At 63.7% G+C, this 13,232-nt stretch carries 13 protein-coding genes; all 13 read left to right on the forward strand.

The genetic code is table 11. The features are described from left to right. The first annotated feature begins 142 nt into the window (after positions 1–142). The 13 genes from VLT15_06240 (at position 143) to VLT15_06300 (ending at position 13,199) form a co-directional block, all read left to right on the forward strand. The gene (locus VLT15_06240) at positions 143–685 is read left to right on the forward strand and encodes a hypothetical protein (protein ID HSR44812.1); all 543 of its coding nucleotides are present in this window, start codon (positions 143–145) and stop codon (positions 683–685) included. Beyond that, complete coding sequence (locus VLT15_06245; protein ID HSR44813.1) at positions 676–1,737, forward strand: ATPase, T2SS/T4P/T4SS family; 1,062 nt, start codon at positions 676–678, stop codon at positions 1,735–1,737. The genes VLT15_06240 and VLT15_06245 overlap by 10 nt, the downstream gene beginning before the upstream one ends. Continuing rightward, a complete protein-coding gene (locus VLT15_06250) occupies positions 1,734–2,393 on the forward strand; it encodes a type II secretion system F family protein (GenBank protein HSR44814.1) in 660 nt (219 codons plus the stop codon). Before VLT15_06245 ends, VLT15_06250 begins: the two co-directional genes overlap by 4 nt. 2 nt (positions 2,394–2,395) lie before the next feature. Beyond that, on the forward strand, positions 2,396–3,013 hold the full coding sequence (locus VLT15_06255; protein ID HSR44815.1) for a type II secretion system F family protein: 618 nt from the start codon (positions 2,396–2,398) through the stop codon (positions 3,011–3,013). A gap of 89 nt (positions 3,014–3,102) precedes the next feature. After that, entirely contained in the window at positions 3,103–3,255 is a 153-nt protein-coding gene (locus VLT15_06260) for a DUF4244 domain-containing protein (protein HSR44816.1), read from the forward strand. Continuing rightward, on the forward strand, positions 3,255–3,632 hold the full coding sequence (locus VLT15_06265) for a TadE/TadG family type IV pilus assembly protein (GenBank protein ID HSR44817.1): 378 nt from the start codon (positions 3,255–3,257) through the stop codon (positions 3,630–3,632). The genes VLT15_06260 and VLT15_06265 overlap by 1 nt, the downstream gene beginning before the upstream one ends. A 17-nt stretch (positions 3,633–3,649) precedes the next feature. Further along, complete coding sequence (locus VLT15_06270; protein ID HSR44818.1) at positions 3,650–4,045, forward strand: hypothetical protein; 396 nt, start codon at positions 3,650–3,652, stop codon at positions 4,043–4,045. Between the two features lie 14 nt (positions 4,046–4,059). Next, positions 4,060–6,705, forward strand: a complete 2,646-nt coding sequence (locus VLT15_06275) for a cation-translocating P-type ATPase (GenBank protein ID HSR44819.1) — start codon at positions 4,060–4,062, stop codon at positions 6,703–6,705. 189 nt (positions 6,706–6,894) lie between these two features. Next, a complete protein-coding gene (locus VLT15_06280) occupies positions 6,895–8,991 on the forward strand; it encodes a sodium-translocating pyrophosphatase (GenBank protein HSR44820.1) in 2,097 nt (698 codons plus the stop codon). Positions 8,992–9,046: 55 nt separating this feature from the next. Beyond that, a complete protein-coding gene (locus VLT15_06285; GenBank protein ID HSR44821.1) occupies positions 9,047–10,282 on the forward strand; it encodes a histidine phosphatase family protein in 1,236 nt (411 codons plus the stop codon). Positions 10,283–10,306: 24 nt separating this feature from the next. Then, the gene (locus VLT15_06290) at positions 10,307–11,254 is read left to right on the forward strand and encodes a threonine/serine dehydratase (GenBank protein ID HSR44822.1); all 948 of its coding nucleotides are present in this window, start codon (positions 10,307–10,309) and stop codon (positions 11,252–11,254) included. 90 nt (positions 11,255–11,344) lie between these two features. Further along, the gene (locus tag VLT15_06295) at positions 11,345–12,652 is read left to right on the forward strand and encodes a PhoH family protein (protein HSR44823.1); all 1,308 of its coding nucleotides are present in this window, start codon (positions 11,345–11,347) and stop codon (positions 12,650–12,652) included. A gap of 82 nt (positions 12,653–12,734) precedes the next feature. Beyond that, complete coding sequence (locus VLT15_06300) at positions 12,735–13,199, forward strand: EVE domain-containing protein (protein ID HSR44824.1); 465 nt, start codon at positions 12,735–12,737, stop codon at positions 13,197–13,199. Positions 13,200–13,232: the final 33 nt, after the last annotated feature.

Raw genomic sequence — 13,232 nt, forward strand, 5'->3', positions numbered from 1 at the left:
CGTGATCGGGATCGTCGATCGCCTGTCGGTCCGTCGACGCGATGGCCGGACCCTCCATTCAGCCATGAAAACCATGGCTTGACAAGGGGTTGTATGTGCCTGCGGTGCCTCATACGTTTTCGGTGTCGAGCAGCGAGGTTTCGTGACGGCATTGACCATATGGACTCGAGGTGACGGGCTTCTGTCTGTCCTGGCTCCGATCGGGCTGGCGGCCGCGGCCGGAACCTGTTTGCTGATCGATCTGGATCCGAATGGACCTTCGTTCGGTGGTACGGGGTCACTGGCTGAGCTGGTTCGCTCGGGCCCGCGCCGGGATGATCTCCGTCCACATGCAGGTGGCCCGGCGGTGCTGGCCAATGGGGGCGTGGACCCCGGCGAGGCAGAGGCGGTGGTGCGGGCGCTGATCGAGGGATGGCCGTACGTCGTGTTGCGCAGCCCCTCCGACGCCGGCCTGTTCGCTCCGGTCGTTCCTGTATACCCGTTGCTGCCCGGCGCCCTCAGTCCCTCGCCGGATCGCTTCTGCGTCTTCCAGAGAACCGGTTTCTATGCCGAACGCGGCCTTGAAGGGATAGAGATACCCCGCCCCGGCGGCGGCACCGTGCGAAGCCTCCTGCACGGTTCTGTGCCGGCCCGGAACCGGTGGGTACGAGCCTGGCGGCCCGTATGGGAGCACTCATGGAGCTGATCGAGCGACTGGTAGCCGGGGTCATCGATTCGAACGTCCCGCTCGACCGAGCAGGGCTCCAGAGCGCCATCCCGGATCTCTTGAGAGAAGAGGCGCCGCTCGCACCACCCGGCACGGCTGAGCTGGTGATCGATGCGCTGATCGGCATGGGGCCGATTGAACCGCTGTTGCGAGACGATCGCGTGTCGGACGTTCTGGTCAACTCTCCGGATGATGTCTGGATAGAACGTGACGGTCGGCTCGAGAAGACCACCGTCCGATTCAAAGACGGCGACGACATAGCGGCCGCCGTCGAGCGGATCATCGGACCTCTTGGACTACGTCTCGATCTGGCCTCTCCGACCGTCGACGCACGGTTGCCCGACGGCAGCAGGCTGCACGCAACGATTTCCCCGATTGCAGTGGACGGGCCCGTCGTCGCGATCCGCCGATTCACGCAAGCGGTCGGAAGCCTGGATGATCTCGTCGCTTCCGGAGCCGTAGATCAAAGGGGGGTCGAGCTTCTCCACGACGCCGTGATCCGGAGGCAGAGTGTCCTGGTGGCAGGCGGCACCGGGACGGGCAAGACCACCCTGCTGAACGTCCTGTCCCGGGCGATCCCGTCCGAGGAGAGGGTTGTGACCGTGGAAGACGCCGCCGAACTCGCACCGTCCGGTCACGTGGTGCGTCTCGAGTCGCGGCCGGCCAACGCCGAGGGCCGTGGAGAAGTCACCCTTCGCCATCTCGTCCGGGTCGCTTTGCGGCTTCGACCCGACCGGATCATCGTGGGTGAGGTGCGGGGCCCTGAAGCGCTCGACCTCGTCGGTGCACTCAACACCGGACATCGAGGCTCGATGGCGACCGTGCACGCCAACAGTCCGGAAGAGGCACTCCTGCGTCTGGAGACGCTGGCGCTGATGGGTGGCGGCGGATTCGACGCCCGGACCATCCGGACTCAACTGTGGGCCGCCGTCGACGTCATCGTTCAGATGGGAAGAGATCGATCCAAGCGTCGAATCATCTCGATCGTCCATATCGATGGGGAGAGGCTCGAGGAGGTCTACCGGTCATGACCGGAGCGATCATGACCGGAATCGCCGTCGCGGTGGGCGTGCCGTGGGTGATCGTCGGAGTCGCCGTGGCCTCCATGGTGGAACCGTGGTTCGGGATTCTCTGCTTGCTGGCGCTGTTCGTTCTGAGACGAGATTCGGCTGCTCGATGGTCGGTCGATATCCGGTTCTGCCGGGGTATGGCCGACGAGTTGCGAAGCGGTTCGTCTCTGAGGAGAGCTCTCGAAACCTCGGCGCGAGACATCGACGAGCACAGGCTGGCGCGCGCCTGCCGGATCGGCCGCCCGTTTGATGAACTCGCCACTGCGGTCGAAGCGTGCCTGCCGCTCGTGGGCCGCGCCGCGGCCAACGCCGTTCGCATTGCAGGGGAGAGCGGCGGGCGGGTGGCTGACACATTCGAGGCGATCGCGCTTCTGGCATCAGACGAACACGAGATGTCCAACGAGCGGCGCGTCGCGACCGCCCAGGTGCGGATGTCGGCGGCCGTCATCGCCGTGCTGCCGCTGATTCTCCTGGTGATTCTCGCCGCGACCGGCCGTATGGATGCGCTCACCTCCGGAGGGTCGGTGACCCTCTGGTTCCTGGCTGCCGGGTTCGTCCTGATCGCAGCCGGTCTCCTGTCGATCTGGCGAATGGTCCATCTGGCGGAGAGGGTTTGATGGTGACGGTGACGGTGGCGGCGGCTGCCTGTGCCTTCTCCCTGCTGCGTAGAAGCGCCGGGGAGCGGCTTGCGTTCGCTGCCGCGTCGCTCGTCGTGGTGCTCGGCCTGGATCTTGCCGTTGGTCTTGCGTGCGCGGCTGTGTGGGTTGCATTCGCTTTGCGTAGACCGTCTGATGGACACCCCGCGGTCGACATGCAGGCCATCGCAGGCGCCCTGGTGGTAGGTGCTGCAGCCGGACTCAGCCTGCAGGGATCGCTGGAGACGGCGCGGGCAGCCGTCGGAGCAGGAGAGCGAGCAGAGTTGGAAAGGCTTCTGCGAGATGCTCGCTACCTCGGACTGGCAGCTGCGCTGGGCAGATCGAAGGGTGATGCCGCGCCGCTCTTTGACCGATTGGCTCGAGCGCAGGTGAGCGGTGCCCCTCTGGCGGCAACGGTGGCCGCTTTCGCCGCCGAGGAGCGAGAAACGCGGCGGGCGGCTCGGATCGAGTCGGCCAGAAAGCTACCGGTCAGAATGACGATCCCGCTGGCGCTGCTCGTGCTCCCCGGCTTCCTTCTGCTCACAGCCGGTCCCGCCGCGGTCGGGTCGATTCAAAGGATGCTCGGTCCCTTGTTGCCCTGAGGATTTCCCCCCGGAGCCGGCCGGAGTCCGGCGCCCGGCAATTTGCCGGATTGCGTGAAAGGAACTCACCCATGTGGATGAGAGTCACGATGGAAGACGGACAGAGCACCGTGGAGTATGTGCTGGTGTTTCTTGCTGCGGCGACGCTTGCCATGGCGCTGGTCGGTTGGATCGGAGGATCCAGTTTGATCCCGTCCTTTTTCTCTTCTGTGATCAACAAGGTCATCGGATTCGTTCGGTGATGCGCAGAACGATGGCAGTCGAGCGGGGCTCGGCGACGGTTGAGTTCGCCCTCGTCATCCCGGTCGTTCTGCTGGTGCTGGTCGCTCTGGTGGAGGTGGCGGTGGTGGCACGGGTTCAGCTCGAGTTGCTGGGTGCAGCCAGGCACGGTGCACGGATAGCCGCCACCAATCCCGACCCTGCTGTGGCCGTCGACGCAGTGCGCGGAGCCTTGAACGATGGGCTGGCCCGAGACGTGATGGTGACGGTCGAGCGCCCTGCCGTGGTCGGCCGGGAAGCCGTTGTCCGTCTGTCGCTCACCCATCATCTGGCTGCAGTCATCTTCGGCGGGGTGCCTGTCGACCTGTCGGCTCGATCGGTGATGCGCGTCGAGTTGTGAAGGGTGACGATGGTTCGGTGACCGTCGTGCTGGCGGCGGTGATCGGACTGATGGCCGTGCTGGCCGCCTGCATCGGTGGGCTGGCACAGATTCAACTCGCCCGTGAAACGGTTCAAGTGGCGGCAGATTCGGCGGCGCTCGCTGCTGCACCGGTGACCTTCAGGCCGTTCGGAGCGAGCGGATCGGCGATCGAGGAGGCCGCCAGGTTTGCGACCGCCAACGGGGGGACTCTGATCGAATGCACAGGGTGCGAAACCGACGCCTCGTGGAGGTCCCGCGTCGTCCGCGTAGAGGTGGCGGTCGAGGTGAATGTGCTGGGGCTGGGATCAATCACCGTTGCCGCCGTCTCTGCCGCCGAGTTCGATCCGGTAGGGCTGTTGGGTTCCTCCGCTGCCGGGGATCCGACGCGATGAAGTAGCTTGATGGGATGGCCGAATGGCATGCCTTGAGTATCGAAAACGTGGTGGCCGGATTGAAGACGGACATCCGTGCCGGATTGGCTTTCGACGAAGCCGCCCGACGCCTCGAAGAGGTTGGTCCCAACGAACTCGGGGAGAGCAAGGGGCCCGGCCGATGGCGGATACTGGTTTCGCAGTTCAGCGACATGCTCATCTTCGTGCTGCTGGTTGCGGCCGTGGTCAGCGGTGCATTGCTTCAGGAGTGGATCGATGCCGGGGTGATCCTTGCGATCGTGGCACTCAACGCAGTTATCGGATACACGCAAGAGGTTCGCGCCGAGGATGCCCTGGCAAGGCTCAGGGAGATGGCGGCTCCCACAGCACTCGTCGTGCGCGGCGGGTCAGAGATCGACATTCCGGCAACCGAGGTCGTCCCCGGTGACCTGCTGGTGATGGAGGCGGGCGACAAGGTGGCGGCAGACGCTCGCGTGGTTCGGGCCGTTCATCTTCAGAGCGAAGAGGGGACTCTCACTGGTGAGAGCCTGCCGGTTTCGAAGACCCTCGAGCCCGTCGCTGCCGATGCAGGAACGGGCGACCGGCGCTCGATGGTGTTCGCAGGAACGGTGATCGCGGCGGGACGCGGTCACGCGATATGCACGGCAACAGGCCCCTCAACCGAAATGGGAAAGATCGCCGAACTGCTCGACCCGGAGGATCATCCGTCGCCGCTCTCCATCGAGCTGGCTCGCGTTGGTCGCCGGATCGCCTGGATCACGCTGGGCATCGCCGTTGTCATCTTCCTGCTCGGCATGGCTCGCGACCAATCGATGGAGACGGTGCAGACCGTCTTCCTGATTGCAGTGGCGCTGGCGGTCGCCGCCATTCCCGAAGGTCTACCGGCCGTTGTCACGGTGACTCTGGCCAGGGGGGTGCAGACGATGGCGAAGAACAACGCCATCGTTCGCCGGCTTCCCGCCGTGGAGGCTCTCGGGGCCGCCTCGGTGATTTGCACCGACAAGACGGGTACTTTGACCCGGAACGAAATGCGGGTGCAGGCGCTCGAGTTCGCCGACCTTCACACAGTGCCGGCGGAGGCGGAGGGGGCCGACGGGAGGGTCTGGCGGTATGCACAGATCGCCGCCCTCTGCAGCGACGCACGGAAGGTGTCCGACGGATACCTCGGCGATCCGACCGAGGTTGCCCTCCTCCGTTCGATCGACCCGACGATTCTCCGTGTGGACGATGTGCGAGCTGCCAACCCCCGACTGGACGAGGTTGCTTTCGACTCCTCACGGAAGATGATGACCACTCTCCACCCGGCCGGCGAGCGATTCCTGATCGCGGTCAAGGGAGCACCGGAGGTCGTATTGAGCCGATGTACTTCGTTCGAGCAGCGCGACGGTCCGGTTGAACTGGATGCCGAACGGCTTCACGCGGCGATGGGCACTGCGACCGGGTTCGCGGCGAAGGGACTCCGCACGCTCGGGTTCGCATACCGCCTGATGGAACAGGCTCCGTCCGACCTGGCGGCCGCCGACCACGACCTGGTATTCGTCGCCTTGGCCGGGATGAGCGATGAGCTGCGACCCGAAACCCGCGGTGCGATCGATGATGCCCGATCAGCCGGCGTGCGGGTGGTCATGGTCACCGGCGATCACGTGGTGACCGCCAAAGCCATCGCAGACGATCTCGGTTTGCTGGAGGGGCGGGCGGCTCTGGCGGGTACGGAGTTGCGGTCGATGGAGCAGGAGCAACTCGATGCCATCGTTGCAGACATCGGAGTCTTCGCCCGGGTTGACCCGGCAGACAAGGTCAAGATCGTCAGGTCCTGGAAGTCCACGGGGGCCATCGTTGCCATGACCGGCGACGGCGTCAACGATGCGCCGGCCTTGCAGGCGGCGGACATCGGAGTGGCGATGGGTACCGGCACCGATGTGGCCAAGGAGGCCGCCGACATGGTGCTGGCCGATGACAACTTCGCCACCATCATCCGGGCGGTATCGGAGGGCAGGGCGATCTTCTCGAACCTGAAGAAGGTCGTCTATTTCCTGCTCAGCGCCAACGTCTCGGAAGTACTGGTGATGTTCCTGGGGTTCTTGTTCTTCGGAGCCCTGGGCGAACCCCTGCTCGCGACCCAGTTGCTGTGGATCAACCTGGTCACCGACGGGTTGCCTGCGCTCGCATTGGGTATCGACCCGCCGGTGCCGGGTTTGATGGAGCAGTCGCCGGATGAGCGGCGCAACATCCTCAGTGTCCCCCATCAGATGCGGTTGCTGTGGCAGGGCGGGTTTCTGGCTGCCGGCGCACTCGGGGCACTCGTCTGGGCCCACTACGTGCGGGAGGCGGAGTGGGAGTATGTGCGGACGCTTGTGTTCACGACGCTGGTGACGGCACAACTGGCGCACATCTACAACATCCGTGCGCAGGGAACGACCGTCTGGAAGATAGGCTTCGGCGGGAACCGGGTGCTCACGTGGGGGGTGGCCGGTTCTCTCGTGCTGCACCTGCTGGTCGTTTATCTGCCAATCGGCAACCGGCTATTCGAGACCGTGCCGATCGAGTTGACCGACTGGCCGGTGATCCTCGCATTGACTGTTCTGCCGTTCCTCGGAATCGACGCCATCAAGCGGGCGCTTCTGCGTCGCCGCCCCCTATCGGAGACGGTGCGGGACTGACGTTTTCTCAGCAATACTGGTGCGCGTGAGGAACCACAGTATTGCTGAGAAACCTCATCGCACTTTCTCGGCAATGCTCTTGTTGGCCCAGATCAACAGTATTGCCGGGAAAACCGGGCCTGGCGGTTTGGCGCCGCTGGCCCACCTTTATACTCCCGCCCAGCTTGGTTGTACGGGAGTGAAATTCTTATGAACACGTTCTTTCTTTGGTCCGCGGTGGTCATGGGGCTCGCAGCGTTGGGGCTAGCCGCCTTTTTCGCCCGACGCGTGCTGGCGATGAGTCAGGGAAACGAGCAGATGATCGAGATCTCCTCGAACATCAGAGCCGGGGCGATGGCCTTCCTGAAGCGTGAGTACACCTGGGTGGCGGTCTTCGTGACTGTCATGTTCCTCTTGATTGGATTCCTTCTGGACGACGGCTGGCTGCGGGCGCTGGCTTACCTCTCCGGCGCATTGCTATCGGGCGGAGCCGGTTTCGTGGGAATGAGAATCGCCACGGCGGCCAACGCCAGAACCACGGAAGCGGCCCGCACCGGCGGCATAGTCAAGGCGCTTCCCCTCGCCTTCCGCGGCGGTGCGGTGATGGGATTCACAGTTGCCGGCTTCGGACTTCTGGGTGTGGCCCTCGGCTACCTGATCTTCGTTGAGCTGAGCGGATTCGAGGTCGGACGCGGCGCAGAGATCGTCGCAGCGATCGGACTCGGAGGGTCGTCTATCGCCCTGTTCGCCCGTGTGGGAGGCGGGATCTACACGAAGGCGGCCGATGTAGGAGCGGATCTGGTCGGCAAGGTCGAGGCCGGCATTCCGGAAGACGATCCTCGCAACCCTGCCACCATTGCAGACAACGTGGGCGACAACGTCGGCGACGTGGCCGGGATGGGTGCGGATCTTTTCGAATCGTATATCGGCTCGCTGGTCGCGCCGATCGCCTTCGCGGCTCTCGCCTTCACGGGGGCCGCCTACCAGGCGGAAGCAGTCATCTTCCCGCTCGCCGTTGGGGCGGTCGGGATGCTCGCCTCGATCATCGGGTCATTCCTCGTCAAGCCCAAGTCCGACTCCGACCTCGCACCCGCCCTCCACCGGGGCACCAACACGGCGATGATCCTGGCGGCGGCCGGCGTGCTCGGTCTCTCATATTTGATGTTCGGATCGATCGAGGGTGTGAACCCGCTCGGGTTGTTCCTTTCTGTAGCGATCGGACTGCTGGTTGGATTCACGATCGGCAAGATCTCCGAGATCTACACATCCGACCACTACAAGACGGTCAAGGAAATCGCACGGCAGTCACAAACCGGTCCCGCCACGGTGATTCTGTCGGGCATCGCAGAGGGCAAGCGGTCGGCCGCCTACTCGGTCATCGTGGCGGCTACGGGTATCGGCGGCGCCTACTGGGCCGGCGAAATGGCCCTCGGCGACCTCGGTGGAATATACGGCGTCGCCATTGCCGCGATCGGCGTGCTGGCGACGCTGGGTATCACGATCGCCGTGGACGCGTACGGTCCCATTGCGGACAACGCAGGCGGTATCGCCGAGATGACCCACCTCCCACCCGAGGTCCGTCAGGCAACCGACGCGCTCGACTCCCTGGGCAATACGACCGCAGCCGTGGCGAAAGGCTTTGCCATCGGGTCAGCCGCAGTTACCGCCCTGGCGCTCTTTTCCACGTTCACGCAGGCGGTCGGCAATGCGGCTGAAGCGTCGGGGGTGATCAACCCGCTGGCCAACGGGATCAACATCATGAACGTCGAGACGACGATCGGTTTGTTCCTCGGGGCGATGTTCCCATTCTTGTTCTCCGGCATGACGATCAACGCCGTCGGTCGGGCGGCCAACGAGATGATCGAAGAGGTGCGCAGACAGTTCCGGGAGATCCCCGGTCTCCGGGAGGGGAAAGAAGGTGTGAAGGCCGAGTACGCCAAATGCGTCGACATCGCCACGGCAGGCGCCTTGCGTGAGATGGTGCTGCCCGGTTCGCTGGCAATCATCCTCCCGCTGGTGATCGGCTTCGTCAACGTCGAGGCACTCGGAGGCTTCCTGGCCGGAGCGCTGGTCACAGGGTTCCTTCTCGCCATCTACATGGCGAACGCCGGTGGTGCCTGGGACAACGCGAAGAAGTTCATCGAGGCGGGTGCCTTCGGGGGCAAGGGCTCTGAAGCTCACAAAGCCGCGGTCATCGGCGACACGGTCGGCGATCCTTTCAAGGACACCTCCGGTCCCGCGATGAACATCGTCATCAAGGTCATGACGATTGTGAGCTTGGTCTTCGCATCGGCATTCATCGGGTAGGCATCACCCGGACCCGGTTTGGCCACACCGTTGAATCCGGGCATCCTTGCTGCCAATGGAGATCACTTTCCTGCGTCATGGACAATCCGAGGCCAACGAGGCGGGCATCTGGCAGGGCAGCCGTCACGGCGGTCGCCTGACCAGGCTCGGTGAATCGCAGGCTTCGGCCGTCGCAGCTCGCCTACTCAAGAACCCTCCCGATCTCATCATCACCAGCGGGCTAGATCGCACGAACCAGACGGCCGCGCCGCTCGGTCTGCCGGTCGAAGTCGATGCGGCGTGGAAGGAGATGGATCTGGGTCTGTGGGACGGCATGACGTTCTCCGAGATATCGGAGATCTACTCGGATGAGCTGATCGCCGTCTTCACCGGCCAGGAAGTCCCGATGGGTCGAACCGGCGAAACGATTCTCCAGATTCGTGATCGTGTTTCGGCCGCCCTCGATGCGCTTCAGTCGAGACTGGATGATGGTGACAGGGCGGTCGTCGTCACGCATGGAGGGATTGTCGAGACCCTGGCCAGGTTGCATTGGAAGATCGAAGCGCCGACTTCGGCTTTCGCCGGCCCCGCCAACACCTCCCTGACCAGTTTCCGTCACGTTCACGGCCACCTTCGTCTGGCCACCTACAACGACACGGGGCACCTCGGCCCGCTCAACGAATGGGCACTCGAGAAACTCGACAAGGGTGATCCTCTGCTCACCTTCGTCCGTCACGGCGAGACCGATGCCAACCTTCAACAGTTGGTTCAGGGCCAGACGGATTGGGGATTGAACGATCGCGGTCGGGAGCAGGCCGGCAAACTGGCGAAGTGGTACGGGCCTCAGCGATCAGTGTTTGCCTCCCCGCTGGGGCGTGCTGCCGAGACCGCTGCTGCGATCGCGGCCGACGGCGTAACCGAGGTGAGTGAGTTTGCCGAGATTTCGTTCGGGTCGTGGGAAGGCAAGACTTTTGACGAACTGCAGACTGCCGACGGCGATTCCGAGCTGGCCGACAGGATCTTCCGAAGGGGTGAGGACCTGCCGCGCGGAGGCGACGGAGAGACATGGGCCCAACTGTCCGAGCGGATGACGGCAGGTGTTGAGAAGGTGGTGGCTGCCAATGGAGAGCGTCGCATCACCGTCGTTTCTCATGGTGGAGCCATAAGGGCATACGCCCTGGGCAATATGGGGGTCGGATGGCCTGATGTTCTGGATACCATCGTCCCTGCCAACACTGCGGTGACGCACGTCGTTCTCACCCGAGAAGGCCCGGTCCTCGCCGATTATGCGGTGGCTGCGCATCTCGAATAGGCACTTGCGCGGTACTGTCTGCCGATGATTCCACTCACCGAGATAGAGTCCGCGCGCCGAACTATTGCTCCCTACGTCGTCGAGACTCCTGTAGCGACCAGTCGCACCCTGACCAGGGAGCTCGGTATGGACGTGTCCCTCAAGCTGGAGCTCTTCCAGAAGACGGGGAGTTTCAAGCCGCGTGGCGCGGTGAACCAACTCCTCGCCTATGAGAACCGGGCCGCCGGCGTCGTGGGTATCAGCGGCGGCAACTTCGCGCAGGGCCTTGCTTATGCGGCGGGACGGCTGGGTGTGCCCGCCCTGATTGTGATGCCGGAGACGACGCCGGCCAACTATCTCGAGGCGACCAGGGGTTACGGTGCGCAGGTCGAACTGGCTCCGTCGATAGCCGACGCCTTCATCAGATACGAAGAGCTGGTTGGTGAGGGCTGGGGTCCTATGCACCCGTTCGACGATCCCAGCATGATGGCTGGGAACGGGACTCTGGGAATCGAACTCCTCGATCAGGTTCCCGAAGCCACCGATGTGATCGTGTCGATCGGCGGCGGTGGGTTCATGGCCGGAGTCACGTCGGCGATCAAGGGGCTCAGACCCGACGTGCGGGTGTGGGGCGTGGAGACCGAGGGAGCGAACGTGATGGCTCGTTCGCTGCAGGCCGGATCTCCGCAGACGATGACGCCGACCTCGATCGCCAAGACCCTCGGCTCGCCGTACGCGGGCGAGGTCCCGTTCGAGATAGCCCGTGACCGGCTCGAAGACGTGATCGTGGTGTCGGACGCCGAAGCGGTGCAAGCCATGGCTTTTCTCTTTGAGCGGGCGAAGCTGGTGACCGAACCGGCCGCGGCATGCACACTGGCGGCCGCCAGGCGGTTGCGCGACCGCCTGCGAGCCGATGGCACACTGGTCCTCGTGCTCTGCGGCGGCAACTTGTCAGTCGCGGATCTGTGTACCTACACCGATCGCTTCGGTTGAGAACCGGCACGAAATGCCTGCGGGGTCCTTGTAATCGCCGTCTGGAACGAGTTTGCTAGTAAGCGTGACGCCAGAGGAGGCCCTGACCCCGTGACCCGCTCGTACGTCCTGGACACCTGCGTTGTTTTGGCCGATCCCAACTCGATCCTTCGATTCGACGAGCATGAGGTGATCTTGCCGCTCGTGGTGATCGAGGAACTCGATCGCATGAAGATCCGGCACGACGAGGTTGGCGCAAATGCCCGGTCCGCGTTGCGTCTGCTCGAACGGCTAGGCGCTTCTCGTGAGGGTGGTTTGCGCGACCCTGTTCCGCTCCCCGGCGGCGGCCTGCTGAGGATTGAGCTGAACGGGATCGTTTCGCCCCGGCTGCCCGAGGTGTTCGATGCGAGAACCACGGACCATCGTATTCTCGCCACCTGCCTGAACATGGCTGACGACGGCGGAGATCCGGTGCTCGTTACGAAGGACGCGGCCCTGCGGATCAAGGGTGCTCAGATGGGGGTCCCGGTTCAGGACTATCGAGCCGACACGGTCCCCGTTGAGGAGCTCTACACGGGCATCATCGAGGTGACGGTTGAGAGGAGCACCATCGACCAGTTGTTTGCCGACCACAAGGTGTCGTTGCCCGACGTGGAGGCGATGATCAACCAATATGCCGTGCTCAAATGCGGGTCGCAATCGGCGCTGGCCAGAGTGGTTGAGACCGTTCCCAATACGGTCGTCAACCGTGTGCACGGCCACCCTCGTGCTTTCGGGGTCGAACCCAAGAACATGCAGCAGATCTTTGCGCTGGACCTTCTCCTCGACCCAGGTGTACCTGCCGTTTCCATCATGGGAATGGCCGGGGCGGGCAAGACTTTCCTTGCTCTCGCAGCCGCGCTTGAGCAGGTCGTCGAGTCGAATCGATATCGGCGGGTCGCCGTATACCGGCCGCTGGTTGCCGTCGGCCGCCAGGAGGTCGGCTATCTCCCCGGTGATCTCGAGGAGAAGCTCGAACCGTGGATGGCTGCCATCTACGACAATCTCCACGCCCTGTTCAGCGATTTGTCTTCGGACGACGCACGGGACGCCGTGGACGAACTCCTGGAACGCAACGAGGTGGAGATGGCGGCGGTGACCTTCCTTCGTGGGCGCTCGATAACCGATGAGATCGTGATCATCGACGAGGCGCAGAACCTCGAGATGTCCACCCTGAAGGTGATCCTCACCCGGATGGGAAGAGGTTCGAAGGTGATCTTCTGCGGTGACCTGACTCAGGTCGACAACCCGTACGTCTCGCCGTACGGTGGCATGGCGGCCTTGATCGAGAAGTTCAAAGGTTCCCCGTTGTTCGGCCACGTGACTTTGGAGCGGTCGATCCGGAGTCCACTCGCCGAGATGGCCGCCACGATCCTCTAACCGACGGTTTCTCGGCAATGTAGATGCGCGTGGGGAGCCACAGTATTGCTGAGAAAATCCTGGAAGTGCTATCAATGGTGCCATGCGGTACTGGCTTATGAAATCCGAACCCGATGCGTATTCGATCGATGATCTCGAGAGGGACGGGACCGAGCACTGGGACGGCATTCGCAACTATCAGGCCCGCAATCTCATGCGGGACGAGATGCAGATCGGCGATCGGGTGCTCTTCTACCACTCGAACGCCAAGCCTCCCGGCGTCGTCGGTATTGCCGAAATCGCCAGCGGGCCGTACGTAGATCACACCCAGTTCGACCCGGAGCAGAAGTATTTCGATCCGAAGTCCGACCCCGAGAATCCGCGCTGGATCATGGTTGATGTGTCGTTCGTCGAGAAGCTGCCGCGCCTGGTTTCGCTCCACGAGTTGAAGGAGCATCCCCAGCTGGCCGGCATGGTCCTGCTCAATCGGTCGAGGTTGTCGGTGCAGCCCGTCACCAGCGACCAGTTCGACTTCATCGTCGATCTGGCGAGAAGCGACGCGGGTTAGGAAGCGGCTCGTAACCAGGAACCCGGCACCCTG

This window comes from Acidimicrobiia bacterium, assembly GCA_035471805.1.
Lineage (GTDB): Bacteria > Actinomycetota > Acidimicrobiia > Spongiisociales > JAHEDJ01 > JAHEDJ01.